At 72.6% G+C, this 25,071-nt stretch carries 23 protein-coding genes, 1 tRNA gene and 1 pseudogene; 15 read left to right on the forward strand and 10 right to left on the reverse strand.

Going from position 1 to position 25,071, the window contains the following annotated elements; translation table 11 throughout:
- Nucleotides 1-58: 58 nt before the first annotated feature.
- Nucleotides 59-1,267 (reverse strand): sensor histidine kinase, encoded by a 1,209-nt coding sequence (locus IEY61_RS18095; protein WP_229706010.1) that lies wholly within the window; start codon nt 1,265-1,267, stop codon nt 59-61.
- A gap of 207 nt (nt 1,268-1,474) precedes the next feature.
- On the opposite strand from IEY61_RS18095, the gene IEY61_RS31990 reads away from it, so the two are divergent.
- Both IEY61_RS31990 and IEY61_RS18105 read left to right on the forward strand, forming a co-directional pair.
- Entirely contained in the window at nt 1,475-3,076 is a 1,602-nt protein-coding gene (locus IEY61_RS31990; RefSeq protein WP_189045867.1) for a PQQ-dependent sugar dehydrogenase, read from the forward strand.
- 128 nt (nt 3,077-3,204) lie between these two features.
- Nucleotides 3,205-4,407 (forward strand): PucR family transcriptional regulator, encoded by a 1,203-nt coding sequence (locus IEY61_RS18105; RefSeq protein WP_189045869.1) that lies wholly within the window; start codon nt 3,205-3,207, stop codon nt 4,405-4,407.
- Between the two features lie 67 nt (nt 4,408-4,474).
- Here IEY61_RS18105 and IEY61_RS18110 read toward each other — a convergent pair whose 3' ends face one another.
- The gene (locus IEY61_RS18110; RefSeq protein ID WP_189045871.1) at nt 4,475-5,062 is read right to left on the reverse strand and encodes a hypothetical protein; all 588 of its coding nucleotides are present in this window, start codon (nt 5,060-5,062) and stop codon (nt 4,475-4,477) included.
- A 295-nt stretch (nt 5,063-5,357) separates the two neighbouring features.
- On the opposite strand from IEY61_RS18110, the gene IEY61_RS18115 reads away from it, so the two are divergent.
- Nucleotides 5,358-5,954 carry a hypothetical protein gene (locus IEY61_RS18115; protein WP_189045873.1) on the forward strand — a complete coding sequence of 199 codons (597 nt, stop codon included), beginning with the start codon at nt 5,358-5,360 and terminating at the stop codon, nt 5,952-5,954.
- 100 nt (nt 5,955-6,054) lie between these two features.
- On the opposite strand, the gene IEY61_RS18120 is transcribed toward IEY61_RS18115, so the two are convergent.
- The 3 genes from IEY61_RS18120 to IEY61_RS18130 all read right to left on the reverse strand — a co-directional run bounded on the left by IEY61_RS18120 (nt 6,055) and on the right by IEY61_RS18130 (nt 7,675).
- A tRNA-Arg gene (locus IEY61_RS18120) sits at nt 6,055-6,130 on the reverse strand.
- A 61-nt stretch (nt 6,131-6,191) separates the two neighbouring features.
- Nucleotides 6,192-7,181 (reverse strand): alpha/beta hydrolase, encoded by a 990-nt coding sequence (locus tag IEY61_RS18125; RefSeq protein WP_189045875.1) that lies wholly within the window; start codon nt 7,179-7,181, stop codon nt 6,192-6,194.
- 77 nt (nt 7,182-7,258) lie between these two features.
- Nucleotides 7,259-7,675, reverse strand: a complete 417-nt coding sequence (locus tag IEY61_RS18130; RefSeq protein ID WP_189045877.1) for an HPF/RaiA family ribosome-associated protein — start codon at nt 7,673-7,675, stop codon at nt 7,259-7,261.
- Between the two features lie 545 nt (nt 7,676-8,220).
- On the opposite strand from IEY61_RS18130, the gene ssb reads away from it, so the two are divergent.
- Nucleotides 8,221-9,105 (forward strand): single-stranded DNA-binding protein, encoded by an 885-nt coding sequence (gene ssb, locus IEY61_RS18135; protein WP_229706011.1) that lies wholly within the window; start codon nt 8,221-8,223, stop codon nt 9,103-9,105.
- Nucleotides 9,106-9,208: 103 nt separating this feature from the next.
- On the opposite strand, the gene IEY61_RS31830 is transcribed toward ssb, so the two are convergent.
- Complete coding sequence (locus tag IEY61_RS31830; protein ID WP_268240659.1) at nt 9,209-9,343, reverse strand: hypothetical protein; 135 nt, start codon at nt 9,341-9,343, stop codon at nt 9,209-9,211.
- Between the two features lie 122 nt (nt 9,344-9,465).
- Nucleotides 9,466-9,834 carry a hypothetical protein gene (locus IEY61_RS18150; protein ID WP_229706012.1) on the reverse strand — a complete coding sequence of 123 codons (369 nt, stop codon included), beginning with the start codon at nt 9,832-9,834 and terminating at the stop codon, nt 9,466-9,468.
- Between the two features lie 246 nt (nt 9,835-10,080).
- On the opposite strand from IEY61_RS18150, the gene IEY61_RS18155 reads away from it, so the two are divergent.
- The 4 genes and pseudogenes from IEY61_RS18155 to IEY61_RS18170 all read left to right on the forward strand — a co-directional run.
- A complete protein-coding gene (locus IEY61_RS18155; RefSeq protein ID WP_189045883.1) occupies nt 10,081-10,881 on the forward strand; it encodes a helix-turn-helix domain-containing protein in 801 nt (266 codons plus the stop codon).
- Complete coding sequence (locus tag IEY61_RS18160; protein WP_189045885.1) at nt 10,872-11,063, forward strand: DUF397 domain-containing protein; 192 nt, start codon at nt 10,872-10,874, stop codon at nt 11,061-11,063. The genes IEY61_RS18155 and IEY61_RS18160 overlap by 10 nt, the downstream gene beginning before the upstream one ends.
- Before the next feature lie 203 nt (nt 11,064-11,266).
- A complete protein-coding gene (locus tag IEY61_RS18165; RefSeq protein WP_189045887.1) occupies nt 11,267-12,304 on the forward strand; it encodes a cobalamin biosynthesis protein in 1,038 nt (345 codons plus the stop codon).
- A pseudogene (locus IEY61_RS18170) lies at nt 12,301-13,967 on the forward strand (cobyric acid synthase); the annotation flags it as partial. The gene IEY61_RS18165 and the pseudogene IEY61_RS18170, both read left to right, overlap by 4 nt.
- Here IEY61_RS18170 and IEY61_RS18175 read toward each other — a convergent pair.
- Nucleotides 13,863-14,264: a rhodanese-like domain-containing protein gene (locus IEY61_RS18175; protein WP_229706017.1), complete on the reverse strand. Its 402-nt coding sequence runs from the start codon at nt 14,262-14,264 to the stop codon at nt 13,863-13,865. The pseudogene IEY61_RS18170 and the gene IEY61_RS18175 sit on opposite strands and share 105 nt — an antisense overlap.
- Before the next feature lie 96 nt (nt 14,265-14,360).
- Here IEY61_RS18175 and IEY61_RS18180 point away from each other — a divergent pair, with 96 nt between their 5' ends.
- From IEY61_RS18180 to IEY61_RS18190, 3 genes are all read left to right on the forward strand, one after another.
- Nucleotides 14,361-14,996 (forward strand): uridine kinase family protein, encoded by a 636-nt coding sequence (locus IEY61_RS18180; protein ID WP_189046007.1) that lies wholly within the window; start codon nt 14,361-14,363, stop codon nt 14,994-14,996.
- 65 nt (nt 14,997-15,061) lie between these two features.
- Nucleotides 15,062-16,423: a dipeptidase gene (locus IEY61_RS18185; protein WP_189045893.1), complete on the forward strand. Its 1,362-nt coding sequence runs from the start codon at nt 15,062-15,064 to the stop codon at nt 16,421-16,423.
- A 50-nt stretch (nt 16,424-16,473) separates the two neighbouring features.
- Nucleotides 16,474-16,680, forward strand: a complete 207-nt coding sequence (locus tag IEY61_RS18190; protein ID WP_189045895.1) for a hypothetical protein — start codon at nt 16,474-16,476, stop codon at nt 16,678-16,680.
- A 70-nt stretch (nt 16,681-16,750) separates the two neighbouring features.
- Here the strand turns inward: IEY61_RS18190 and IEY61_RS18195 are convergent, their stop codons facing one another.
- Nucleotides 16,751-17,554 carry an SURF1 family cytochrome oxidase biogenesis protein gene (locus tag IEY61_RS18195; RefSeq protein ID WP_189045898.1) on the reverse strand — a complete coding sequence of 268 codons (804 nt, stop codon included), beginning with the start codon at nt 17,552-17,554 and terminating at the stop codon, nt 16,751-16,753.
- 162 nt (nt 17,555-17,716) lie between these two features.
- Here IEY61_RS18195 and IEY61_RS18200 point away from each other — a divergent pair, with 162 nt between their 5' ends.
- Entirely contained in the window at nt 17,717-19,195 is a 1,479-nt protein-coding gene (locus IEY61_RS18200; RefSeq protein ID WP_189045900.1) for a cobyrinic acid a,c-diamide synthase CobB, read from the forward strand.
- 28 nt (nt 19,196-19,223) lie between these two features.
- Here IEY61_RS18200 and IEY61_RS18205 read toward each other — a convergent pair whose 3' ends face one another.
- Nucleotides 19,224-21,356: a transglycosylase domain-containing protein gene (locus IEY61_RS18205; RefSeq protein ID WP_189045902.1), complete on the reverse strand. Its 2,133-nt coding sequence runs from the start codon at nt 21,354-21,356 to the stop codon at nt 19,224-19,226.
- A 121-nt stretch (nt 21,357-21,477) separates the two neighbouring features.
- Between IEY61_RS18205 and cobC the strand changes: the two genes are divergently transcribed.
- The 3 genes from cobC to cobA are packed head-to-tail and all read left to right on the forward strand — an operon-like array spanning nt 21,478 to nt 24,988.
- Entirely contained in the window at nt 21,478-22,602 is a 1,125-nt protein-coding gene (gene cobC / locus IEY61_RS18210) for an Rv2231c family histidinol phosphate aminotransferase CobC (RefSeq protein WP_189045904.1), read from the forward strand.
- A complete protein-coding gene (locus tag IEY61_RS18215; protein ID WP_189046009.1) occupies nt 22,602-23,735 on the forward strand; it encodes a nicotinate-nucleotide--dimethylbenzimidazole phosphoribosyltransferase in 1,134 nt (377 codons plus the stop codon). Before cobC ends, IEY61_RS18215 begins: the two co-directional genes overlap by 1 nt.
- The gene (cobA, locus tag IEY61_RS18220) at nt 23,732-24,988 is read left to right on the forward strand and encodes a uroporphyrinogen-III C-methyltransferase (RefSeq protein ID WP_189045906.1); all 1,257 of its coding nucleotides are present in this window, start codon (nt 23,732-23,734) and stop codon (nt 24,986-24,988) included. The genes IEY61_RS18215 and cobA overlap by 4 nt, the downstream gene beginning before the upstream one ends.
- Nucleotides 24,989-25,071: the final 83 nt, after the last annotated feature.

Consider the following 25,071-nt stretch of genomic DNA (forward strand, 5'->3'; position numbering starts at 1 on the left):
TTCGGGGGTACGCGGCACCGGAATGCGCTCGGTCTGTGCCATGCCGGTGGTGCCCGGTTCAGCCGACATCGGACCACTCCAGCCGGATCCGGGTACCGCGACCGGGCGCGGATTCGATGTCGGCCCGGCCGCCGACCGTCGCCATCCGGCCGCGTACCGCCTCCCGTAGGCCGTACCGATGCGCGGGAACCGCGGCCGGATCGAAGCCGGGACCGTCGTCGATCACCTCGACCGCGACGGTGCCGGCGAGGCGCCGCAGCCGCAGCAGGGTCGAGGCGCCCGGTGCGTGGCGGGCCACGTTGGCGAGCGCGGCGTGGGCGCTCTCCGCGATCGCCTCGGCGACCGGCGGCGGCACCGTGCACGGCGGAAGGTCGGCGTTGACAGGCAGGTTGGGCAGGCGCTTCAGCACCGCCCGCAGCCGTTCGTCCACTCGGGCCGTACCCGGCATCGATCGCGCCTCGGCCAGGGCGGCGAGGGTACGCAGGTCGGCCGCGCACCGCTGGCGCAGTGCCACGGTGGGGCCGGCGACCGCACCCTGCCCGACCATGGTGAGCGTGGCCAGGACGGTGTCGTGCAGGTCGCGGTTCTGCTGCCGCTCCGCCTCCCGCGCGGTGCGCTCGATCAGCGCCTCCCGGGTGGCTCGCTGGTTGGTCAGGAAGGCGGCATCGGCCCGGGCGATGCGTCGCCGCAACACCGCGGTCAACATCGCCGCGCAGCCGATCTGCGTCAGCAGGGTCGCCGCGTGGGCGCTGGCCTCGGCGTCGGCACCGGCCGTGCGAGCGCCGATCACGTACGCGACGATGACCAGCAGCCCCGCCGGGATCGACCAGCGTGCCGGTGCGGCCGCCTGCGCGTTGATCACGGTGGCGCTGGCCAGCACCGCGATCCAGCTGACCTCGCCGGGCAGCACCTCCGGTGCGACCAGGACCGGGATCGCCAGGCAGGCGGCACTGGTCAGCGCCACGTCCCCGGCGACCAGGGTCGGGCCGAACCCGTGCCGCCGGGCGCGCAGCGCGTACCAGATCGACCATGCCGTCAGCGCCACCGTCGCCGGCAGCAGCAACTCGGTCCGCACCGGCGGGGTGCGCACGGCGAGCGCCACCGCCGCGCCGACCAGGCCGCAGGAGAGCCGCAACAGCGCCGGCAACCGGGTGAACGCGAACGCGAACGCGCCGGCGGCCGGACGCTCCACCGTGTCGGGTGCTGACCGGGCCGGCGGCATCGGTCCGACCGGCGGCGGCGCGCTCAAGTGGGGCAAGGCCGGCATCGGGGTAGGCGTCCTTTGCGACAATTGACCCGATCCGGGTCCGCGCTGCGGAGATCGACGCCGGAGAATAGCACGGGGCAGGGGCGCCGGCGACGCTTGGTGATGATCGTGTCGGCGATGCGTCCGCCCGCCACGCGTCGTGGAGTCGGTGCTCTTTCCGCCCGAGCTGTATGGTATTTGTGAATGTCTATGAATGAGGGGGGTGGCATGAAGATCCGACTCGCGGTCGGTGCCGCACTCGCCGCCGTGCTGGTCGCCGGCGTCGGTGCCGGCGGTCTCGCCGGCGCGGCACCGACCGCCGAAGCCCAGCCCGCCGCCGTCGGCGCCCCGATGCCCGCCGGCGGCGTCCCGGTGCCCGGCGTCGCGGCCGGTCAGCCGCCCGGGGCGCTCGCCGTCGGCGACTTCGACTTCACCCGGCCGGAGACGGCCGCCACCGGGCTCCAGGTGCCGTGGGGAATGGACTTCCTGCCCGACGGCAGCGCCCTGGTCGCCCAACGCCCCACCGGCCAGGTGGTGCGGGTACGCCCGGGCCAGCCACCCGAGCCGGTGGCCCAGATCTCCGGTGTGACCGCCACCGGCGAGGGTGGCCTGCTCGGCCTCGCCGTCTCACCGAGCTACGCGCAGGACGGCTGGATCTACGTCTACTTCACCACCGCGACCGACAACCGGATCGCCCGCTTCCGGCTCACCGCACCGCAGAACCAGGAGCCCATCCTCACCGGGCTGGCCCGGGCGTCGTTCCACGACGGTGGCCGGATCGCCTTCGGCCCGGACGGGCTGCTCTACGTCGGCGTCGGTGACGCCGGACAGACGTCCTCCGCGCAGGACCCGCAGAGCCGCAACGGCAAGATCCTGCGAATCCGGCCGGACGGCTCGGTCCCGCCGGGCAACCCGATCGCCGGCTCGCCGGTCTACAGCCTCGGCCACCGCAACGTGCAGGGCCTGGCCTGGGACGCCCAGGGCCGGCTGTACGCCACCGAGTTCGGCCAGAACGCCTGGGACGAGGTCAACCTGATCGTCGCGGGCGGCAACTACGGCTGGCCCACGGTCGAGGGGCGGGCGGGCGACCCCCGGTTCCGTGACCCGCTGCTCACCTGGACCACGGCCGAGGCGTCGCCGAGCGGCGCGACCATCGCCGGCAACCGGCTCTTCGTGGCCGCCCTGCGGGGCACCCGGCTGTGGAACGTACCGCTGAACGGCTCCGGCGGCGTCGGCACCCCGACCGCCGAACTGCTCGGCACGCACGGGCGGCTGCGCACGGTGGAGTACGGCCCGGACGGCTGGCTCTGGGTGACCACGAGCAACCGCGACGGCCGGGGCACCCCGGCGGCGAACGACGACCGCGTCCTGCGCTTCCCACCCCGCGACCTTTCCACGCCGCCGCCGACGCCCACGCCGCCGGTGACCACCCAGCCTCCGACGTCAACGCCCACGCCGACGCGGACCCCCACCACGCCGCCGCCGACCACCACTTCGCCGCCCACCACCGGGCCGGCGTCCTGTGTGGTCGACTGGACAGTCAACCAGTGGAACAACGGCTTCACCGCCGAGGTCCGCGTCACCAACCGCGGGCCCGCCCTGACAAGCTGGACCCTGACCTGGTCGTTCACCGGCAACCAGCAGGTCACCAACGCGTGGAACGCCCAGGTCACCCAGTCCGGGCGGAACGTGACCGCGCGCAACGTGGCCTGGAACGGCAACCTGCCGACCAACGGCACGGCCAGCTTCGGCTTCCAGGCCACCTACTCCGGCACCAACACCCGCCCCACCGACTTCCGCCTAAACAACACCCCCTGCCAAACCGCCTGACCGACCCTCACTTTCCGGTTTCTCTTGGTTGATCATGAGGTTAGCGGCAGTGGTTGATCTCCACATTGCCGCTAACCTCATGGTCAACGCTGAAATGGAATAGGTGCGCGTTTCCTTCAGGAGGTTTCGTGCCGGACCTGATCGTGATGCTGCAGCGGCGGATCGACGTTAATGCCCAGCGTGCGGTGGACGCTTATCAGCGCGACGTACCCGAGTACGCGATGCCGTCACCGGGTCAGCTCGCGCACATGCTCGACTTCGCACGCTTCATCAGGCGGGTGAGTCTGAACCGCGCCCGAGACGACACTCCCCTCAAGGAGGACGACCTGGCGGCCATCGGCGACGTTGGCCGGCGGCGGGGTGAGGACCGGCTGTCGCTGGCGTCGCAACGGCAGGCGCTCAGCACGCACACCGCACTGATGCTGGGCGATGTGGTGGAGGCCGCCGGCCCGGCGAACACCGAGGACGTCCTGCACATGGCGACCTGGCTCGGACGGGAGGGCTCCCGGGCCCGCTCCGCCTACCTCGGCGGGTACCTCGCCGGCGTCGCCCAGACCTGGTCGGTGTCGGCTCAGGTCCAGATGCTCGCCCAGTCGCTGCTGGCCGACGAACCACCGCCGACCGGCATCGCGCGAGCGGTCGGCGTACGCCTCGGGCATCAGTGCCTGGTGACGGTCGTCCGGTGCGACCCGCCGGACCTGACCGCCCCGGAGCGCAGACGCATCGCCGAGGCGGCGCTGTCGTCGTGGCGGATTCCGATGTCCTGGCTCGGGCCGACGGAACTCGCCCTGCTCCCACCGACATCAGTCGACGTCACCGCGTCGGCGCTGTTCATCGACGGTGGCGTGCACGGTCCGGTTGGGGACCGCACCCTGGACCTGGTCCGTGGCATCGCCGTCGACTCGGGTCGGCGGTGCGCCGCCGGCGCGGTCGTCGGACCGGTGGGTCACCTGGCTGCCGCGCTGGACCAGGCTCGACAGATCAGTCGGCTGACACCGCCGGAGCCCAAACCGGAGCGCCTCCACACGGTCGCGGACAGGTTCGTCGAGCTCGGTGTCGCCCACTCACCACAGATGGACAGTTGGCTGCGAGATTTCATCACCCTGCTCGAAGCCGGCCCGGATCTGGTGCGCACTCTCGACACGTACTACCGGCACGACATGTCTCGACCTGCAACGGCGCACGCGTTGACCATCCACCCGCGTACGCTCGACTATCGCCTTCGGCGGGTACACGAGCTGACCGGGCTGCGTCCCGCCTCCACCCGCGGCGTCCGGATCCTGACCGCGGCCGTGGCCCGGGTGTTCGCCGAGCGAGGGTGGGAAGCGTGACGGGACGGGTGCGGGTCGACCAGCGCCTGCTGGCGGTGGTCGACCCGGCTTGTCCGTGCCATGCGTTTCAGCAGCTCACCTCGGTGATGGGCGACTGCGACACCAACCTCAATGACGGCGGGTAGTACCCACCGGGGGCGGTGAATGTGTGAATGCCCCTCAGGATGTAGTAGTTCGGCACACCCTGACAGATTGTCCAGGCGACGCTGGTGTAGGTCTTCGTTCCGGAGCCGTAGTTGAGGCTTCCCACCCCCACGAGGAAGAAGCCGCCGCCCGGGACGTACTGGTACAGCTCGGCCTGGGCGCCGACGTAGGGAACAGCGGCGTCACACCAGGAATCCGCCTTGCCGTTGAGGCTGCCCGGGATGCCGTTGCCACCGGTGGAGGCGTGTGGATTCTGGGCCTGGCCGAAGCAGTTGATCACATGTTCTGCCGCAATGGCGGCCGGTCCACGGGCGGTCGGTTTCCGGCTGAACGTGGGGGCCACCGCTGCGGCCTGCGCTCCGGCCAGGGCATCCGCCGCATCCAGCACGGCCTGGGGGATCCTCCCGGCAGTGCTGGCAGACTCTGCTGCGCTGGCTGGAGACGGGACGGCGGCCACGCACACCGCCAGAAGCGCGGCAAGCCCGGTGCCGAGCATACGACGTCTGAGCATTTCCCCTCCTGCAATCGTTCCTCGGAAGCACGGTGAGGAAACTATTCAGTGGGCGGTACGCCAGCGTCATCGTGATCGATCACAAACCTGCACCCTGATCGACGCCCCCGATTGTCAACCCGCACAACGACGCCGGCACGGCACCCGGACCGTCGAGGCACCAGCGAAACCTGGATGGCGCTCGCGCGCGGCTTGCCCTGCCTGACCTCGATGACGAAGACAGCCCGTCAGCGGTGGCGAGAGCTGGCGGTACGACGGGCCGACGGGCGGTCAGGGATCGCCCTAGGCTGACGCCATGTCGGCGGAGCATGAAGCGATTGACCTGGATGAGGACGACCAACAGTCGGTGGAGGTGGGCAGCGTTCCTGACCGCCTCATCTCCAGGCGGAGGATGAGTGTCCGGCTCGTCGCTGCCTTTCTGCTCGGCGTGGTGCTTGGTGGGTTCGGTGTCAGCGAGCTGTGGGGCTCGCGGGAGGAGCGGGAGCGGAATGCTTCGGTCGCACTCGTGGCCTTTCCTGCATCCATCGGTAGCGGGGGTTCGGACGTCCCGGGCGTTCTCCAGATGGACGGGCAACTGGCATTGATCAACGCTGGCCCTGCGCCGATCACGGTTCGTGCAGCGACTGGGGAAGGACCGGGTGCCCTGGTCCGTGACACCGGCAAGTCTCAGGTGCTACGCCCCGGCGGTACCGGCTGGATCGATGTCAAGCTGCGCCTCGAATGCACGACCGCGTTCGGGAGTGAGCCGATGTCGATACGACTCTCGGTCGAGACCGCCGATCGACAGATCAGAGAGGTCAGCTACCCCATCGCCCTGGTGGGGAGCATCTGGCACGTTAAGACTGAGCAGCCGTGCGCGCACTACCGCGAGATGGAGAAGCGTGGCGGCTAGCGCTGAAGTGGATCTCCTCGTCGACACCCCCACTTGGCTGTACGGGGGCCGTGGCGACCTACTGGACCGGGAACGACAAGCCGTTGACCCCGGGTGAGGGTGGTGCGCCCGGCAGGATTCGAACCTGCGGCCTTGGGATTAGAAGTCCCCTGCTCTATCCGCTGAGCTACGGGCGCGTGGTACCGCGCGAGAAGGGTACCGCCGCATCGGGTCGGCGTGCTGAAACGGGTGGCCGGGTCAGTGCCGCGGGCGGGGGATGTCGGGGTGGATGGCTGTCGGGCCGGCGGCGAGGAACGCCTCGGCCCAGCGTCCGACCTCGGCGAAGACCTTCTCGCGTACGGCGGGGCCGGAGAGTGTCAGGTCGTGCAGGCCGCCGTCGAAGCGGGCCAGCGTGATGTGCTGGCCGAGGCGGGGCGCCCAGCGGACCATGTGCTCGACGTCGAGGACGGCGTCGGCGAGGGTCGCCGACTCGTGCCACTTGCGGCCCCGGAACGAGCGGGTCGAGCAGGCGAGCAGCACCGGCACCGGGATGTCCAGCCCGGCGCGCAGCCGCCGCTGACCGGTGCGGACGGCGTCCAGCCAGCCGGCCCGGACGGGGAAGCCGGCGAGCGGCTTCCAGGCCAGGTCGTACGTCCATTCGCCGCGATGGTCGGCGTGGAGGCTCTCGCCGTACACCGTGGGGAGCGCGAGCGGCAGGACCCGGTGCGGCGCCCTGCGGCCCAGGCGCGCGACGGCGGCCGCGAGGGGTCGACGCACGAACCAGGGGGCGTTGAGATCGAAGAAGGGGCTGTTGAGGAAGAGGCCGTCGATCAGGCCGGCGTCCCGGCGGGCGTGTGCCCAGAGCGAGATGATCAGGCCGCCGGTGGAGTGGCCCATGGCCAGCAGGGTGTCGTGGCCGTCCTCGGTGCGGACGATCCGCGCGGCGGCGTCCAGCTCGGGGAAGTAGTCGCCGAGGTCGCGGCAGAAGTTGGCGGTCTGGTGCGGCAGCAGGCTGCGGCCGTACTTGCGCAGGTCGAGGGCGTAGAAGTCCCAGCCCCGGGCGGCGAAGAAGTCGGCCACGTGGGTCTGGAAGAAGTAGTCGACGAAGCCGTGCACGTGGAGCACGGCCCGGCCGGTGGGGCGCTCGGCCCGGCGGCGGACCAGGGTGGCGACCACCGGACCTTCGTCGTCGCTGCCCAGGTCGATGGTGTGCCGCTCGTAGGGCGGGCCCAGCAGGTCCGGTTCCATCTCGCCGACGGTACGCCGGCACGCTACCGAGGGGTAGCCCCCGCCCGCCGCATCACAGCGGGCGGGGGCGTACGTCGTTACCTCTCCTCGGTTGTCGTTCCGGCACCGGCCAGGGCGTCGGTCGGTGCCTGGGCCTGACCGGGTGGGGTGTTGACCCGCAGGTGCTTGTTGTTGCGCGGCTCCTGCCGGGTCTTCGCGTCGTTGAGCTTGCGGCGCAGGTCGTCGCGGACGTCGTTGAGCGCGGCCCGTAGATCCTCCTCGCCCGACGTGGTGACGATCTTCGGCCAGCCGGCGATCCGGCACTCCAGGGTGATCCGCTGACCCTTCGCCTCGCGGTCCTTGACCGAGAGTTCGAGGTCGGTGGCGTCGGCGTCGAAGGTGGCCAGGCGGGCGTCGAGCGTGGCGAACTGAGTGACGATCCAGTCCCGGTCGGCCTGCGTGAAGCCGGCGTTGAACCGGAGGCACTTCGCCACGGTGGCCGGGTTGGCGCTCATCGCCGCACCTGACCGGGGACGTGGGCGGAACGGATGGCGGTCATCTTCATGATCGTTGACCTTTCGTTCGACGTCGTGTTCACAGGTGCGGTTGAAAGATCCCTACCCAGGTCGGGTGCGTCCGGAACGCTGTCTCTCTTTGATCATCACCCACCGCCCACCGGCACCCCAGGGCCACAAGCCCCACCCCACCGGGACCTTGGATCAGCACCCCATCCATCCCCGTCGATCCGGCCGACGACCCCTACATCTCGTTGATCATGAGGTTAGCGGCAGTTTGGAGATCAACCACTGCCGCTAACCTCATGATCAACGCCGAAGTGGCCCTGCGGGCGGGTGGGCGCTCGCCGCCCGGCGGGCAGGGTGCGGCCGGTGCCCGCCGAGCCGCAGCCCTAGCACATCGGGGCCTTGATCAGGCGTTTGTCCACAAGCGGTCCGGTTGTCCACAGGTGCGGGGTGTGGGGCTGCCGCCGGGTCGTGCGGCGGTGCACGCTCGGTCCCGAGCCGGCTCGCGAAGACAGAACCCCGATCCCGCTGGAGGGACGATGTTCGATACCCATGTAACGATCGTCGGAAATGTGCTGACGGCGCCGGAGTGGCGTCGCACTACCCAGAGCAACACCCTGGTGGCCAACTTCAAGGTCGCCTCGACCGCCCGCCGTCTCGACCGCGACAGCGGGCGCTGGGTAGACGGCAACAGCCTGCGGGTACGCGTGAACTGCTGGCGCAAGCTCGCCGAGGGGGTGGCCGCCTCGGTGATGCTCGGCGACCCGGTGGTGGTCTGCGGGCGGCTATACACCCGGGACTGGACCGACGACGCCGGCAACCACCGCACGCTCTACGAGCTGGAGGCGGTCGCGGTCGGTCACGACCTGTCCCGGGGGCGCGGGCGGTTCCTGCGCAACCGGCCCACCCTGAGCACGAGTGTCGTCTCCGACGCCGAGGCCGAGCAGCGGGTGCACGGCGAGGCCACCGAGTCGGTACCGGACGACGAGGCGCCCGCCCGGTTCGACGACCAGCCGATCGACGACGATTTCGAGCTGGCCGCCGCCATGCCGTCGCGGGTCGACGCGGCGCGGCGCAGTCCCGCCCGCGACGGCATCTTCCCGGACGATCCGTTCGACGACCTGATCAGCCGCGGGCAGGCCCGCGCCGACGAGTTGGCCCCGGTCGATGCCGAATCCCGGCGGACGTTCTCGGACGAGCTGGCCGCGATCGATGCCGAGGACCAGCAGGATGCGTCCGCCGATGAGTTGGCTGCGGTGGGCGCCGACATCCGGGCGGTGTCCCCCGACGAGCCGGCGTCGGTGGACTCCGAGACCAGCGTGACCGGCGGCGGATCGGCGGGACGCCCGGAGGAATCGGGAACGGGCGTCGTCGGCACCGGTCGCGGGCGGCGGGGCCGCGGCCGGCAGCCACAGCCGGTCTGACCATTGGGCGTGGTTCGCCAGCCATCCGTCGAAGTCGTCGGTCTCCGGGCCGTTCGCCGGCTGGCTGGCGGGCCCTGCTCCGCTCGATCCGCGGGGCGGGCGTCTACTCGGAGCGGACCGGAACCCAGTCCGTGAAGCGCGTGTGCAGGTTCGTCGGGAGTTCGCCGGAGTTCAGCTCGGCGAGTTGCGTGGCGGCCTCCTCGCGCAGGGCCACCAGGTAGACCATGAGCCCCGGCATGTTGCCCCTGTATTGCGCCAGCAGCAGCAACTTCGCCGGAGAGCAGGGCCACCCGGCACCGCACGCCCGGCAGCGCCACGTCGGGCGGGCCACGACGTGATCCCGTACGTGCGGCCGGGGCTTCACCGGTCCGCCCTCGATGCGTTGGCGCGGCCACGCCGACGCTCGGCGTACGGAACCGGTGGCACCTGAACCGGGCGCAGTCCCGCCGGCATCACGAACAACTGTCGCTTGTCGACCGCGTCGCCGTACCGGTCGAGCACGTAACAGTCGACCCATGCCCATCCGTGGTACGTGCGTCGTGCGGTCAGTTCACGGATCACGCGGACCAGGATCGGCTGGCGGAACTGCACCGACGCCGCACGGGTCAGCAGATACACGCCGGGAGCGATCCGGGGTGTCCCGTCCTCGCGCGGGCCGTAGGCCCGCCCGGGGGTACGCGGTACCCATCGGGCGTCAGGGGCAGCGTTCGTGGGCCTCTGCACAGGCACGGGTCAACCTCCGTCTACGCGCGATATTGGGAAGGGGCCGCCCCGCGAAGGTGCTCGCCCGGTGGGGGCGGCCCCTGCGAACACTCACGGGGGTTGCCGGTCCGGCCCGCGAATGCCGCCTGATGACACTCTGGTGTGGAGGTCGTTACTCTCGGAAGGTGCCTGCGGTGTTCGGGCTGCGCTGGCGGAGCTGCCCGGAGTTCTGCGGCAGCGTGGGTAGCCGATCTTCAGTTTGAGGAGTCCTGAATGCCTGATGTGCCGAACCCCGTGGCGGCCTTCATCGTTCGCGAGATCCGTCGGGGCCGAGGGGCAGCAGGCATGACGCAGGAGGCGTTTGGTCGTGGCGCGGGCTTTAGCGCGTCCCATGTCAGCGCCGTCGAAGGCGGCACTAGGGCACTGACGGCGGACTTCATCCGAGGAGCCGACCGCGCGCTGAACAGCGGTGGACTGTTCGAGCGCCTAGCAGGAGAACTAGGCACCCCATCCTGGTTTCTGCCCTGGCTCGACGCTGAACGCGGAGCGACACAGCTTCGCTATTTCGAGCCGAACCTGATCCCGGGTCTGTTGCAGAGTGAGGCGTACGCTCGCGCCGTACTACGGCTTGACCCCTGCCTCACCGATGAAGAAGTAGACCGCCGGGTCGCCAGTCGACTTGAACGGCAAGCCGTCCTCACGCGTGAGTCCCCGCCTCGACTTGTGGTTGTCGTTGACGAAGGCGCGATTCGTCGAGTTGGTGACGAGGCCGAGAAGCTGATGGCCGAGCAGCTGTGCCACGTTTTAGCATGCGCAGAGCGACCCAACATCAGCATTCACGTCATCCCGGCGGACGCTGGCCTCCATGCCGGGCTGTCCGGCCCGCTGTCGTTGGCGCACATGCCAGATGGGAGCTGGATAGGACACCTTGAAAGCCAGCTAGGCGGCGATGTCGTGGAGCGGCCAGCTGACCTGGATACGCTCTTCGAGCGATGGGAGAGCGTCCGGACCGAGGCCCTGCCCCGGAAGCAGTCTCTAGACCTGATCAAGGAAGTGGCGAACCAATGGACTTGAACGGCGCGCAGTGGCGAAAGGCCACCCGTAGCGGTACCAGCGGTGGTAACTGTGTCGAGGTTGCCGACAACCTTCCCGGCGTGGTCCTCGTCCGGGACACGAAGGACCGCGATGGCGGAACCCTGACCTTCGGTCCGATGGCATGGAAGGCGTTCGTCGCCCAGGTGGCCGAGCGGGCCTGACCGAGACGCGCGAGAGCGCCCGTCCCCATGCCGGGGCGGGCGCTCCTGTTTATCTCGGGTCCGTTTCCGTTTGGATCTTGGTGCGTTAGCGCCCTCCTGGGGGCGTTCTCGGACCAAGATCCCTGCTCGCAGAGGGGGCGGCGAGCGGGGGAGGGGCTGGGTGCCGGGGGCGGCAGTAGGCTGGCGGGTCGGGGGTGGTGCGGGTGCGGTACTCGGGTGCGGCGGCCAATGCGGCGGGACTGGTGGCCGGGTACGCGCTGGACGCGGTGCTCGGTGACCCGCGTCGCGGGCATCCGGTTGCCGGCTTCGGGCGGGCTGCTGCCGCCCTGGAACACCGTCTCTACCGGCCCGATCGGCTCTCCGGGGCCGCCTTCACCGCACTCGCCGTCGGCGGGCCGGTGCTGGTCGGGGCGGCCGCCGCGGTCGGCACCCGGCGTCGGCCGGTGGCCCGGGCGGTGCTGGTCGCGGCCGGCACCTGGGCGGTACTCGGTGGACGCAGCCTGCGGCACGAAGCGGGTGCTATGGGCCGGGCACTGCGTGCCGGCGACGTGCCGGCCGCCCGGCAGCGGCTCGGAAATCTCTGCGGGCGGGACCCGTCGGCCCTGGACGAGCCCGAACTGGCCCGAGCGACCGTCGAGTCGGTCGCGGAGAACACCTCCGATGCCGTGGTCGCCCCGCTGTTCTGGGGTGCGGTCGCCGGGCTGCCGGGTCTGCTCGGCTACCGCGCGGCGAACACGCTCGACGCGATGGTCGGTCACCGGTCGGCCCGCTACGCGCGCTTCGGCACCCCGGCCGCCCGCCTGGACGACCTGCTCAATCTGGTGCCGGCGCGACTGACCGGCCTGCTCACCGTCGCCCTGGCACCGGTCGCGCACGGCGACCGGGAGCGGGCCCGGCGGGTGTGGCGGCGGGACCGGGCCGACCATCCCAGCCCCAACGCCGGGCAGTGCGAATCGGCGATGGCCGGGGCACTGGGCGTACGGCTGGGCGGGCGCAACGTCTACTTCGGCCGCTCCGAGGTGCGCCCGTTCCTCGGCGACGGCCCTCGTCCCGAGGCGCGCCACCTGAAACGGGCGGCTCGGCTCTCCGGTGCGGTCGGGCTGGCGGCGCTCGGGCTCGCCGCGACGTACCCCCTGACCGTCGGCCGCCTGGCCGGAGCCCTCACCCGCCGCGCCACCCGCGCCGGTGCCGCCGGTGCGGCGAGCCGGCCGGGGGCCGGTGCCGAGCGGGCGGGGCGCTGACGGTGACCGGAGGACTGCTGGTCGCCGGGACCACCTCCGACGCCGGCAAGAGCGTGCTCACCGCCGGCATCTGCCGCTGGCTGCACCGGCAGGGCGTGAAAGTGGCGCCGTTCAAGGCACAGAACATGTCCAACAACTCCGCCGTCGTCATCGGGCCGGACGGCCGGGGCGGCGAGTTCGGCCGGGCCCAGGCGATGCAGGCGGCGGCCTGCGGAATCGCCCCGGACCTGCGGTTCAATCCGGTGCTGCTGAAGCCGGGCAGCGACCTGTCCAGCCAGGTCGTGCTGCTGGGCGAGGCGGTCGACACCATCACCGCCGACACGTTCCGGTCGCTGCGACCCCGGCTCGCCGAGACGGCGTACGCCGCGCTGGCGGAGCTGCGGGAGGCGTACGACGTGGTGATCTGTGAGGGTGCCGGCAGCCCCGCGGAGATCAACCTGCGCGACGGCGACTACGTGAACATGGGCCTGGCCCGGCAGGCCCGGTTGCCCACCATCGTGGTGGGCGACATCGACCGGGGCGGCGTTTTCGCCGCCATGTTCGGCACCCTGGCCCTGCTGGACCCGGCCGACCAGGCGCTGCTCGCCGGCTTCGTGGTCAACAAGTTCCGGGGCGACCGTGGCCTGCTCGCCCCCGGGCTGGAGATGCTGCGCCGGCTCACCGGGCGGCCGACGTACGGGGTGCTGCCCTGGGCGCTGGACCTGTGGCTGGACGCGGAGGACTCGCTCGCCTACGGGCGGGTGCTCGGCCGCCCGGCCGGCCCGCACGGCACCGAGTGGCTGGACGTGGCGGTGGTCCGGTTGCCCCGGATCAGCAACGCCACCGACGTCGAGGCGCTGGCCACCGAGCCCGGGGTGCGGGTGCGGCTCACCGTCGAGCCGGCCGAGTTGGCCGCCGCCGACCTGGTCGTACTGCCCGGCTCCAAGTCGACCGTGGCCGACCTGGCCTGGCTGCGCGAGACCGGCCTGGCCGACGCGGTCGCCGCGCACGTGGCGGCGGGTCGGCCGCTGCTGGGCATCTGCGGCGGCTTCCAGATGCTGGCCCGCGCCATCCACGACGAGGTGGAGAGCCGCCGGGGCAGCGTTCCCGGCCTCGGCCTGCTCCCCATCGAGATCACCTTCGAGCCGCGCAAGACCGTCCGGCCGGCGGTGGGCAGCGTCGCCGCCGATCTCCCGGTCCGCGGTTACGAGATCCACCACGGGTACGTCTCGGCCGCCGACCCGGAGCTGTCCCCGCTGCTGCGGGATCACCGTGGTGGCGGAGAGGGAGCCGTCCACGGCGTGGTGCACGGCACGCACTGGCACGGCACCTTCGAGTCCGACGAGTTCCGCCGCTGGTTCCTGACCCGGGTGGCCCGCCTCGCCGGGCGTACCGGATTCCGGGTCGCGCCGGCCAACTCGTTCGCTGCCGCCCGCGAACGCGCCCTCGACCTGCTCGGTGATCTGGTCGAGGAACACCTGGACACGACGGCGCTGTGGCGGCTGATCGAGTCCGGACCCCCCGCCGACCTGCCGTTCGTCCCACCCGGCGCCCCGCCGCGCTGACCCCTGCCGCCCGGTCAGTAGCGGACGTCCGCCGGCTGGTCGGTGAAGGGCAGGCCGGCCGAGCGCCAGGCGTCCACTCCGCCGATCATGTCGGTGGCGCGGTGCAGGCCGAGGGCGCGCAGGCTCGCCGCGGCGAGGCTGGAGCTGTAGCCCTGGCGGCACACCACCACGATCTCGATGTCGTACCCGGTGGCCTCGGGGATGCGCCAGTCGCTGGCCGGGTCGAGCCGCCACTCCAGCACGGTCCGGTCGATCACGATGACGCCGGGCAGGTCACCCTGCTCCCGGCGCTGCGCGTCGGTGCGGGTGTCGATCACCAGTGCACCCCGACCGGCGGCCTGCACCGTCTCCTGCGGGGTCAACCGGGTCATGCCCGCACGGGCCTGTTCCAGCAACGCCTCGACGCCGGGACTCATCACGGAATGGGACACGACACGATCATGCCCGCCCGCCCTCGGACTTGCGCTCCGAAGCGGCGCGGGACAACCCGATCGGTAACGTCGGTGCCCGTGGTGGTGACGGTCTTTGAGGCGTACGCCGGATTGGCGCGTCGGGTGCTGGCCCGGCCGGCGTGGCTGGGGCGTACCCGGTTGGTGGCGGTCGACGGGCCCAGCGGCGCGGGCAAGACGGTCTTCGCCGCGCGGCTGGCCGACGCCCTTGCCCGCCTTGGCAGTGGCCGGCCGCCGGTGGTGAACACCGACGACCTGCTCGACGGGTGGGACGATCAGCTCACCTTCTGGCCCCGGCTGGAGGAATCGGTGCTGACGCCGCTACGCGCGGGGCGGGCCGGGGCCTACCACCGGTACAGCTGGGTACGTCGCCGCTTCCTGCCCCGCCCGGTGCCGGTGCCGGCCGCGCCGGTGCTGATCCTGGAGGGGGTCAGCGTGGCCCGCGCCGCTGTCGGCCCCGAGCTGTCCCTGGCGGTCTTCGTCACCGCCCCGGCAGCGCTGCGGCTGACCCGGGCGGTGGCGCGCGACGGCCCGTCGATCCTGCCGGAGCTGCGCCGCTGGCACGACGGCGAACGGGCCCACTTCGCCGCCGACGACACCGAGGCCCGCGCCGACCTGCTGGTCGACGGCGCACCCACACTGCCCCACGACCCCGACCGCTACTACCAGCGGATCGCCCGCCATCCACGGCCGGCTTGAGAGCCCGGCGGCCGGGCTGCCATCCCGGCGATACCACCCGCTACGGCCGGCATACGATGCCGGGCATGACCACACCGATCATGACCGAGGCCGAGCTGCGGGCCGCCGTCGCGCGGGAGTTGCCCGGCGTCCGGGCCGACCTGGAGCGGCTCGTCCGTATTCCCGGCATCGCCTTCGACGGCTTCGACCACGCGCACGTGGAACGGTCCGCCGAGGCGGTGGCCGAGCTGCTGCGCGGCTGCGGGCTCGACGTGCAGATCGCGCGGGCCGGTGGCCAGCCGGCGGTGATCGGCCGGAAGGCGGCGCCGCCCGGGGCGCCCACGGTCATGCTCTACGCCCACCATGACGTGCAGCCGGTCGGGGACCGGACGCTGTGGGAGTCCGACCCCTTCGAGCCGGTCGAGCGGGACGGCCGGCTCTACGGGCGGGGCGCCGCCGACGACAAGGCCGGCATCATGGCGCACGTCGCGGCGCTGCGCGCGTTCGGCGACCAGCTGCCCGTCGGCGTGGTGGTGTTCGTCGAGGGCGAGGAGGAGTACGGCTCCGACTCGCTGGAGCAGCTGCTGGCCGAGCACCGGGAGGCGATCGCCTCGGACGTCATCGTGATCGCCGACTCGACCAACTGGGACGTCGGCGTACCGGCCCTGACCACCTCGCTGCGCGGCATCGTCAACTGCTTCGTCGAGGTGCGCACCCTGGACCACGCGGTGCACAGCGGCATGTTCGGCGGCCCGGTGCCCGACGCGCTCACCACCCTGGTCCGGCTGCTCGCCACGCTGCACGACGACGCCGGGAACGTCGCGGTGGCGGGACTGGTCAGCCAAGAGACCGCCAGCGTCGATTACCCCGAGTCCCGGTTCCGCGCCGAGGCCGGGCTGGCCGCGGGCGTACAGCTGATCGGCACCGGTCGGATCACCGACCGGCTCTGGACCAAGCCGGCGCTGGCCGTGCTCGGCCTCGATGCCCCGGCCACCGCCGAGGCAGCGAACGCCCTGGTCCCGGCGGCCAAGGCCAAGCTGAGCGTACGGCTGGCGCCGGGTGACGACCCGACCCGGGCGTACGCGGCGCTGCGCGAGCACCTGGAGCGGCACGCCCCGTGGGGCGCGGAGGTGACCGTCACCTTCGAGCATGACGGCGCTCCGTGCGTCATCGACGCGACCGGACCGATGTTCGACGCGGCCCGGTCGGCCTTCCGCACCGCCTGGGAGGGCACCGACCCGGTGGACATCGGTGTCGGTGGTTCCATCCCGTTCATCGCCACGTTCCAGGAGATGTTCCCCCGGGCGGCGATCCTGGTGACCGGGGTGGAGGACCCGCACGCCCGGGCGCACGGGCCGAACGAGAGCCTGCACCTGGGCGAGTTCGCCAAGGTCTGCCTGGCCGAGGCGTTGCTGCTGGCGAAGGTGGCCGCGGCGGGGCGCGGCTGAGCTGGGGGTTTTCGGCGTGTCGGGCGGGGGGCTGTTGTAGCCTTTCGAACATGCGTACGAATGAGGTGATGGCCCGTCTGGAGGCCGCCGTCAACGCACTGGGGGACGTCGATGTCTCCGCGTGGCCCGAGGACACGCTCAAGGAACGGCTCGGTGAGCTGTCCGCCGCCCTGGTCGCCCTGGACACGTCGCTGTCCCGCATCGCCGAGGGGGTCCGTGCCCGTGGCCTGCGCGTCGAAGAACCGGTGCCGGTCTGACCCCCCGGCCCGGCCCGCGGGTTAAAAGGGGGCCCCTCCTATACACGAGGCGTTAAGAGGGGGCCCTTCCTTACACCGGGTCGGCGGCGCGGTCGCGGGGGCGGTCGTCGGTCACGCCGGCCAGGCGGCGGGCTTCGCGGCGGGCGACCCAGCCGTAGCCGAAGAGGGTCATCGCGGCGAAGATCCACCACTGGACGACGTAGCCGAGGTTCTGCCAGTTGTTGGCGTGCCCGATCGGCACCGCCTTGAACACCGGGTCGGCGGCCGGGGTCTGCTCGTCGAGCAGCAGGTAGGCCCCGTGCACCGGGTACGGCAGTTCCCGGGCGAGGTGGGGCAGGGCGATCCGACGGGTCTCCAAGCGGCCGTCGCGCCGGGTCACCGTGCCGGCGCCGCTCTCGCTCACGCGCACCCGCCCCTCGACGGCCACCTCGCCGGCCGGTGCCGCCGGCACCTCCGGCCGCGCCGTCGCCCCACCGGGTGCAGGCGGGATCCAGCCCCGGTTCACCAGCACGGCGGTGCCGTCGGCCAGCACCAGCGGGGTGACCACCTCGAAGCCGACCCTGGTGTCGACCGTGCGGCCCCGGACCAGGACGACGTGGTCGGTGTCGTACCGGCCGGTCACGGTGACCCGGGTGAAGGTCCGCTCCTCGGCCGGCGCCGCGCCGACCGTGCCGGGCCCGCCGGTCGGGGCGGGCAACGCGTCGCGCAGCGGCACCGGCGCCATCCGCAGGCCGGCGTCGATGCGTTCGTTGACCGCCGTACGGCCGTGGTAGCGGTCCAGCTGCCAGTTGCCGAGCAGCACCATCACCGTGGCGGCGACCAGGGTCAGCGCGAGGATGCCCAGCCAGCGCGGCGTCAGCAGGAACCGGTACACACCCCGAGGCTACCGCTATGGCCGTCGCCACCGGGCCGGGCGGTCGCGCGTCGGGTATGGGAGGGGTACCGGGCGGCGTGGACGCGTCGCGGGGGTCGGCTATCGTCACGCGGGCGGAGCGCGCCGACGGTCGGCACGCCGTCCGCTCGCGAGGAGTCGATGATGACCGTCGTGCCGCGTCTGGTGCTCAGCGCTCCCTCCTCCGGACACGGCAAGAACGCCTTGGCGATCGGCCTGCTCGCCGCGCTCGCCGACCGGGGGCTGGAGGTGGCCGGGTTCAAGGTCGGGCCGGATCAGGTCGATGCGGCCTATCTCGGGCTCGCCGCCGGCCGACCCGGGCGCACCCTGGATCCGCGGCTGGTGGGCACCGAACGACTCGCCCCACTGCTGTTGCACGGCGCGGCCGGGACCGGCCTGGCGGTGGTGCAGGGCAGCATGGGCCTGTACGACAGCCTCACCGGCCGCTGCGAGACCGAGTCGACCGCCGCGGTGGCCACCGCGTTGCGCAGCCCGGTCGTGCTGGTGGTCGACGTCGCCGCGATGGGTCAGTCGGTGGCCGCCCTGGTGCACGGCTTCCGGGCGTACGACGAGCAGCTGTGGCTCGGCGGGGTGATCCTCAACCGGGTCGCCTCCGCCCGGCACGAGGCGCTGCTGCGCGAGGTGCTCGACGACATCGGTGTGCCGGTCTACGGCGCGCTGCGTCGCCAGGATCTGCCCGCGGTGCTGCCGGCCCGCCGGCACGGGGTGATGCCCGTGCTCACCGGGGCCGGCGAGGCCACCCGGGCGGTACGCCGCCTGGGCGAGGCGGTGACCGCCACCGTGGACCTGGACCGGCTGCTCGGGTTGGCCAACTCCGCCCCGCCGCTGAGCGCACAGCCGTGGTCGCCGGAGCCGCCGACGGGCGCCGACGGGATGCCGTCGGGCCTCCCTGCCGGAGCTGCCCCGCCGATCGTGGCGGTGGCCGGCGGACCGGGTGGCAGTTTCGGCCACGTCGAGGCGACCGAGTTGCTGCGGGCCGCCGGTGCGCAGGTGGTGACCCTCGACCCGTTGACCGACGAGGTGCTGCCGGCCGGGACCCGGGCGCTGGTGGTCGGCGGTGCCCTGCCGGAGTCGTACGCCGAGCAGCTCTCCGCCAACCGCCGGCTCTGCATCGCCGTCGCCGAGCTGGCGCGGACCGGCCGGCCGGTGGTCGCCGAGGGCGCCGGTCTGCTCTGGCTGGCCCGGGAGGTGGACGGGCTGCCCATGTGCGGCGTGCTCGACGCGATCGGCAGCGTCCGCGACGGCCTGGTCGTCGGGTACCGGGAGGCGACCGCCCAGAGCGACAGCGTGATCGTCAGCCGGGGCGAGGTGGTCACCGGGCACAAGGAGCACCGGGCGGTGCTCAGCCCTCGGGGCGGGCAGCGGCCGGCGTGGAGCTGGCCGGGCGGGGCGCCGGAGGGGTTCGTCTGGCGGGGGGTGCACGCCTCGCAGCTCGTACCGCACTGGGCCGCGTACCCGCGGTTCGCGGCGCGGCTGGTGGCCGCGGCGGCGGCCGAGCCGGTGCCGATCCCGACCGGCCCGACCGGTGCGGACCAGGCGGTCGCTGCCACGCCGACGCCGACCGGCCCGGCCGAAGTGGGGTCGGCTGGGCCGCCGGCGTGAGCTCACGAGGCGCGGTGCGGCGAGCGGGTCAGCCGACTATCCGGTCCGACGGCGGGGTGAAGTCGCGGAGCGGTCTGCCCTTGAGCGCGTCGCGGAGGGTGTTCGCGACCGCCGCGATCGGAACCTCCGACTGGCCGTCACCGACCGCGTTGAACGGGTTGTCCGGGTCGGAGATGAAGCTCGCCGCCGCCAGTTCCGGCGTGTAGCCGACGAACCAGGCCGACCGGGTGCTGTCCGTGGTACCCGTCTTGCCGGCCACCGGGCGGCCCACCGTGCCGCGAACGCTGTCCGCCGTCGACCAGCCGCCGCAGCCGCCCTTGGCCGGGCTGTCGCCGGTGGGGCAGCGCGCGGCGTCGGTCGCGGCCCGCGCGGCGTCGGCGCTGACCACCTGGCGGCAGCGGGGCTTGGCGACCTCCCGCTGGATGCCCCCGGCGGTGGTGAACATGGCCGGCGTGCCGTCCCGGGTGTAGATCGCGGACACCGGCATCGCCTCGCAGTACCGTCCCTCGGCGGCGACGGCGGCGTACGCGTTGGCCATCTCCAGCGGGGTGGCGTCGGAGACGCCGAGCGTGAACGCGCCCCACTTGTTGGCCTTCGACGGGGAGGCGTGTTCCCGGTCCACGTCGGTACGCCAGCGCAGCCCCAACTGCTCGGCGAGCCGTACGGCCTTCTCCGCCCCGACCTGCTCCTCCAGCCAGACGAAGTAGGTGTTGACGGACTTGCCGAAGCCGGACCACATGGTCTGCTCGCCGCTCATCGCGCCGCTGGCGTTGGTCGGCGCCCAGCCGTCGTAGATCTCCGACTGGTACCGGTGCGGCGCGTTGAAGGTGGTGCTCAGGGTCATCCCGGCGTCCAGCGCGGCCAGCATCGGGAACATCTTGAACGTCGACCCGGCCTGGTAGCCCGGCAGGTCGCCGCCGCCCATCAGGGGCGCCACCGTGTTCGGGTAGTTGGCCCGCACGTTGGGTCCGGCCTCCGGGTTGGAGCTGAGCGGGTTCTCGTCCACCTCCAGGGAGTAGGTGCGGTTCACCGCCATCGCCTTCACCCGCCCGGTGCCCGGTTCGGAGACCACGATGCCGTTGGCGAAGGGGCTGCCGGTGTTGCCCTCGGTGCCGACGTTCTGCTCCGCCACCTTCTGGATCTTCGGGTCCATGCTGAGCACGATGCGGTAGCCGCCGCGGCGCAGCTTGTCCATCCGTTCCAGCCGGTTCCCCCCGAACGCGGGCTGCGCGCTCCACCAGTTCTTCAGGTAGTCGCAGAGGAAACCCCAGCTGTTCCACTTCTCCGGCACTGCGGCGCAGTCGTTGGGCGGGTAGCTCAGCTTGAGTCGGATCGGCTCGGTCTTCGCCGCCGCCGCCGAGTCCGGCGACAGGTAGCCGAGTCTCGTCATGTTGTCCAGCACGTAGTTGCGGCGTGCGGTGGCCTCCTTCTGGTCGGAGCTGGCCGGGTCGTACTGCGACGGCGACTTCACCAGCCCGGCGAGGGTGGCCGCCTCGACCGGGGTGAGTTCCTTCGGGGTCTTGGAGAAGAAGATCTCGCTGGCGGCGTAGATGCCGTACGCCCGGTGCCCGAAGTACGCCGAGTTGAGGTAGCGCTCCAGGACCTCCTCCTTGCTCAACTCCTTCTCCAGGTCGACCGCCATGCGCATTTCCTTGATCTTGCGGACCGGGGTCTGCGCGGTGGCCTCCTGCACCTCCCGCGGGCTGGTGGCGCTGTCCCGCAACGCCATCCGGACGTACTGCATGGTCAGTGTGGAGGCGCCCTGGGAGACGCCGCTGGAGCGGGCGTTGGCCACGAAGGCGCGGGCGACGCCCTTCGGGTCGACGCCGTGGTGCTGGTAGAAGCGGTTGTCCTCGGCGGCGACGATGGCCTGCTGCATGTGCGGCGAGATGTCGGCCAGCTCGGTGTACTGCCGATACTCCTCGTAGAACATGGTCAGCACGGTCCGGCCGTCGGGTGCGTACAGGTAGGAGGTCTCGGCGGGCATGGCGTTGGCCAGCAGTCTGGTCTTGCTCTCCACGGCGTGTGCGGTGGCCTTCGCGCCGATGCCGGTGAGGGCGACCACGGGGTACGCCACGGCGGCGACCACGACGCCGGCGATGAGCCCGGCACGGAGGAGAGGAACGAGACGACCAGCGGCAGCAAGGGGTCGATTGCTCACACCACAAAGTTATGACATTTCCGATTCTTTTATGAGAAATACTCATGAAGTGATCGGTGGTGATGCGGCCCACCCCCGGGGCGGCTGTCCCCCGCGCCGGCTTCCCGGCAGGATCGCGGTCATGCACGCTCAGCTGACCGGAGCCTCCGCCGCGTCGCCGGCCGAGCCGGATCCCCCCGGCGACGCGCGGGCGGGCCAGGACCTGGTCGATCTCGCCCACCACGGCGACGCGGAGGTGGGCGAGGGCCTGGTCGACCTCGCCGTCAACGTGCGGCAAGCCCCGCAGCCGAGCTGGCTGGCCGGGCCGATCACGGCATCGCTCGCCGACCTCGCGGCGTACCCGGACCCCCGGCCGGCGCGGGCCGCCGTCGCCGCCCGGCACGGCCGGCCACCGGCCGAGGTGCTGCTGACCGCCGGTGCCGCCGAGGGCTTCGTGCTGCTCGCCCAGGCGCTGCGCGGGGCACGCCGGCCGGTGGTGGTGCACCCGCAGTTCACCGAACCGGAGGCGGCGTTGCGGGCTGCGGGCCACCCCGTCGAGCGGGTGCTGCTCGACCCGGCGGACGGGTTCCGGCTGCGCCCGGACCGCATCCCCGCCGACGCCGACCTGGTCATGATCGGCAACCCGACCAATCCCACCTCGGTGCTGCACCCCGCCGCCGACCTGGCCGCCCTGGCCCGGCCGGGCCGCGTGCTGGTGGTCGACGAGGCGTTCGCCGACACCACCTGCGCGCCCGGCGTACCCGGCGAGCCCGAGTCGCTGGCGGCCCGACGGGACCTGCCCGGACTGCTGGTCGTGCGCAGCCTCACCAAGACCTGGGGCCTGGCCGGGCTGCGGATCGGCTACCTGCTCGGCGAGGCCGCGCTGCTGGAGCGACTGGCCGCCGTACAGCCACTCTGGGCGGTCGGCACACCGGCCCTGGCCGCCGCGACCGCCTGCGCCAGCCCCGAGGCGGTCCGGGCCGAGCGCGCCATCGCCGCGCGACTCGCGGCCGACCGCGACCACCTGGTGGCCCGGCTGTCCGCCCTGCCCGGGGTACGCGTCGCCGGCCGCCCGGCCAGCGCGTTCGTGCTGATCCACCGGCCCGGTGCCGATCAGGTACGGGTCGAGCTGCGCCGACGCGGCTGGGCGGTACGCCGGGGCGACACGTTCCCGGGGCTCGGCCCGGACTGGCTGCGGATCGCGGTGCGGGACCGGTCGACCACCGACGCGTTCACCACCGTGCTGGCAGAGATCCTGGAGACATGATGTTGGAAACCACGATCGCGGAGATCGCTCCGCTCGACGAGCCGGCGATGACCGCGGCCCGGCAGTTGCAGGCCCGGTTGACCAAGCCAGCCGGCTCGCTCGGTGCACTGGAGGAGCTCTCCGTACGCCTCGCCGGCCTGGCCGGGGCGTGCCCGCCGCCGCTGCCCACCCCGGCCGCCGTGGCGATCTTCGCCGGGGACCACGGCGTGCACGCCCAGCGGGTCACCCCCTGGCCGCAGGAGGTCACCGCTCAGATGGTCGGCAACTTCCTGGCCGGCGGCGCGGTGGTCAACGCGTTCGCCCGGCAGGCCGGTGCCTCGGTGACCGTGGTCGACGTCGGGGTGGCCAACCCGCTGCCCACCCCGGAAGACGGCCCGGCCGGTCCAGGCGGTGCGGCCGGTGCGGGCGGTGCCGGCGGCGTGGCCGGTCCGGGCGGTCCGGGCGATGTGCCCCGGCTGGTCAGCGCCGTCGTCCGCCGGGGCACCCGCGACATGACCGTCGCCGCCGCGCTGACCCGTGACGAGGCGCGGGCGGCGGTCGAGGTCGGCATCCGGACCGCCGGGGAACTGGTCGACGCCGGGGCGGGCATCCTGCTCACCGGCGACATGGGGATCGCCAACACCACTCCGGCCGCCGCGCTGATCGCCGCGTTCACCGGGGTCGACGCCGCCGAGGCGACCGGTCGGGGCACCGGGGTCGACGACCCGACGTACCAGCACAAGATCGAGGTGGTGCGGGCCGCGCTGCGCCGGCACCACCCCGACCCGGCGGACCCGCTGGGCGTGCTGGCCGCCGTCGGCGGCCTGGAGCACGCCGCGCTGACCGGGCTGCTCCTCGGGGCCGCCGCGCGTCGCGTTCCGGTGCTGCTGGACGGGGTGATCGCGGTCGCCGCCGCACTCGCCGCGGTGGCCTTCGCCCCCGACGCGGTCGGCGCGATGATCGCCGGTCACCGGTCCGCCGAGCCGGGTGCCACCGTCGCGCTGCGGCGGCTCGACCTCACCCCGCTCATCGACCTCGGGCTGCGGTTGGGCGAGGGCACCGGTGCGCTGCTCGCCCTGCCGGTGGTCACCGGCGCGGTCCGGGTGCTGCACGAGGTGGCCACCTTCGACTCCGCCGGGGTGGTCGAGAAGTGACGGCGAATCCCTATCCGCTCGGGCTCCGGCTGACCGGCCGGCGGGTGGTCGTGGTGGGCGGGGGGGCGGTTGCCACCCGACGGGTGCCGGCACTGCTCGACGCGGGCGCGGACGTGCTTCTGGTGGCGCCGGAGATCAGTCCGGCGCTGCGCGCCCACGCCGACGCCGGGCGACTGCGCTGGCTGCCGCGCCGGTTCACCCCCGACGATCTGGACGGCGCCTGGCTGGTGCACGTCGCCGTCGACGACCCGGCCGCCGCGGCCACGGTCAGCACCGCCGCCGACGCCCGCCGCATCTTCTGCGTACGCGCTGACGATCGGCAGGCGGCGAGCGCCTGGACTCCGGCGGTGACCCGGCACGGCCCGGTCACCGTGGCGGTCCTCGGCGGTGGCGACCCACGCCGCGCGATGACCGTCCGCGACGCCATCCGCACCCTCCTGGATGCAAGGAAGGGCCCCTTTTTAACGGATTCGGTAGAGGAGGGGCCCCCTCTTAACACTTCCGGCGGCGCGGGTGGCGCGGGCGCGGGGCGGGTCGCCCTGGTCGGTGCCGGCCCCGGCGATCCGGAACTGATCACCGTGAAGGGCTGGCGGCTGATCACCGAGGCCGACGTCGTGGTGGCCGACCGGCTCGTGCCGGGCCTGCTGCTGGACGAGTTGCGGTCCGGCGTGGAGTTGGTGGACGCCTCCAAGATCCCGTACGGCCCGTCCCGCGCTCAGGAAGAGATCAACTCGATTCTGGTCGACCGTGCGCGGGCCGGCGCCCTGGTGGTGCGACTCAAGGGGGGCGACCCGTACGTCTTCGGTCGCGGCGGTGAGGAGTTGCTGGCCTGCGCGGCGGCCGGGATACCGGTGACCGTGGTGCCGGGCGTGACCAGCTCGGTCGCCGCCCCCGCCGCGGCGGGCATCCCGGTCACCCACCGGGCGGTGGCGCACGAGTTCACCGTGGTGTCCGGGCACGTCGCGCCCGACTCGCCGGCCTCGCTGGTGCGCTGGGATGCGCTGGCCCGGCTGCGCGGCACGCTGGTGATCCTGATGGGGATGAAGAACCTGCCGGTGATCACGGGCACGCTGCTCGAACACGGCCGGCCGGCGGACACCCCGGCGGCCGTGATCCAGGAGGCCACCACCGGTGCCCAACGGGTCGTCCGCTCGACGCTGGGTCGGGTCGCCGCCGACGTGGCCGCCGCGGGGCTGCGCCCACCGGCGGTCGTCGTGGTGGGCGACGTGGTGGCCGCACTCGCCCCGGCCTGACCGAGCCGGCTCCGTTTCGCCGGAATGGCGGTATCCCAACGGTGCGGATACCGCCATTCCGGCGAAACCCAGCGCGACCTAGG

It is taken from the genome of Micromonospora sonchi (assembly GCF_014646235.1).
GTDB classification, from domain to species: Bacteria; Actinomycetota; Actinomycetes; order Mycobacteriales; family Micromonosporaceae; genus Micromonospora; species Micromonospora sonchi.

Bases quoted from the DNA above. Each gene is read 5' to 3' on its own strand.
- IEY61_RS18130 (WP_189045877.1), bottom strand. From the start codon at position 7,675: ATGAGCGCCAACCCGGCCACCGTGGCGAAGTGCCTCCGGTTCAACGCC.
- cobC (WP_189045904.1), top strand. From the start codon at position 21,478: ATGCACGCTCAGCTGACCGGAGCCTCCGCCGCGTCGCCGGCCGAGCCG.
- IEY61_RS18175 (WP_229706017.1), bottom strand. From the start codon at position 14,264: ATGAGTCCCGGCGTCGAGGCGTTGCTGGAACAGGCCCGTGCGGGCATG.
- IEY61_RS18200 (WP_189045900.1), top strand. From the start codon at position 17,717: ATGACCGTCGTGCCGCGTCTGGTGCTCAGCGCTCCCTCCTCCGGACAC.
- IEY61_RS18160 (WP_189045885.1), top strand. From the start codon at position 10,872: ATGGACTTGAACGGCGCGCAGTGGCGAAAGGCCACCCGTAGCGGTACC.
- IEY61_RS31830 (WP_268240659.1), bottom strand. From the start codon at position 9,343: ATGCCGGGGCTCATGGTCTACCTGGTGGCCCTGCGCGAGGAGGCCGCC.
- IEY61_RS18115 (WP_189045873.1), top strand. From the start codon at position 5,358: ATGTCGGCGGAGCATGAAGCGATTGACCTGGATGAGGACGACCAACAG.
- IEY61_RS18190 (WP_189045895.1), top strand. From the start codon at position 16,474: ATGCGTACGAATGAGGTGATGGCCCGTCTGGAGGCCGCCGTCAACGCA.
- ssb (WP_229706011.1), top strand. From the start codon at position 8,221: ATGTTCGATACCCATGTAACGATCGTCGGAAATGTGCTGACGGCGCCG.
- IEY61_RS18095 (WP_229706010.1), bottom strand. From the start codon at position 1,267: ATGCCGGCCTTGCCCCACTTGAGCGCGCCGCCGCCGGTCGGACCGATG.
- IEY61_RS18125 (WP_189045875.1), bottom strand. From the start codon at position 7,181: ATGGAACCGGACCTGCTGGGCCCGCCCTACGAGCGGCACACCATCGAC.
- IEY61_RS31990 (WP_189045867.1), top strand. From the start codon at position 1,475: ATGAAGATCCGACTCGCGGTCGGTGCCGCACTCGCCGCCGTGCTGGTC.
- IEY61_RS18110 (WP_189045871.1), bottom strand. From the start codon at position 5,062: ATGCTCAGACGTCGTATGCTCGGCACCGGGCTTGCCGCGCTTCTGGCG.
- IEY61_RS18185 (WP_189045893.1), top strand. From the start codon at position 15,062: ATGACCACACCGATCATGACCGAGGCCGAGCTGCGGGCCGCCGTCGCG.
- IEY61_RS18215 (WP_189046009.1), top strand. From the start codon at position 22,602: ATGTTGGAAACCACGATCGCGGAGATCGCTCCGCTCGACGAGCCGGCG.
- IEY61_RS18155 (WP_189045883.1), top strand. From the start codon at position 10,081: ATGCCTGATGTGCCGAACCCCGTGGCGGCCTTCATCGTTCGCGAGATC.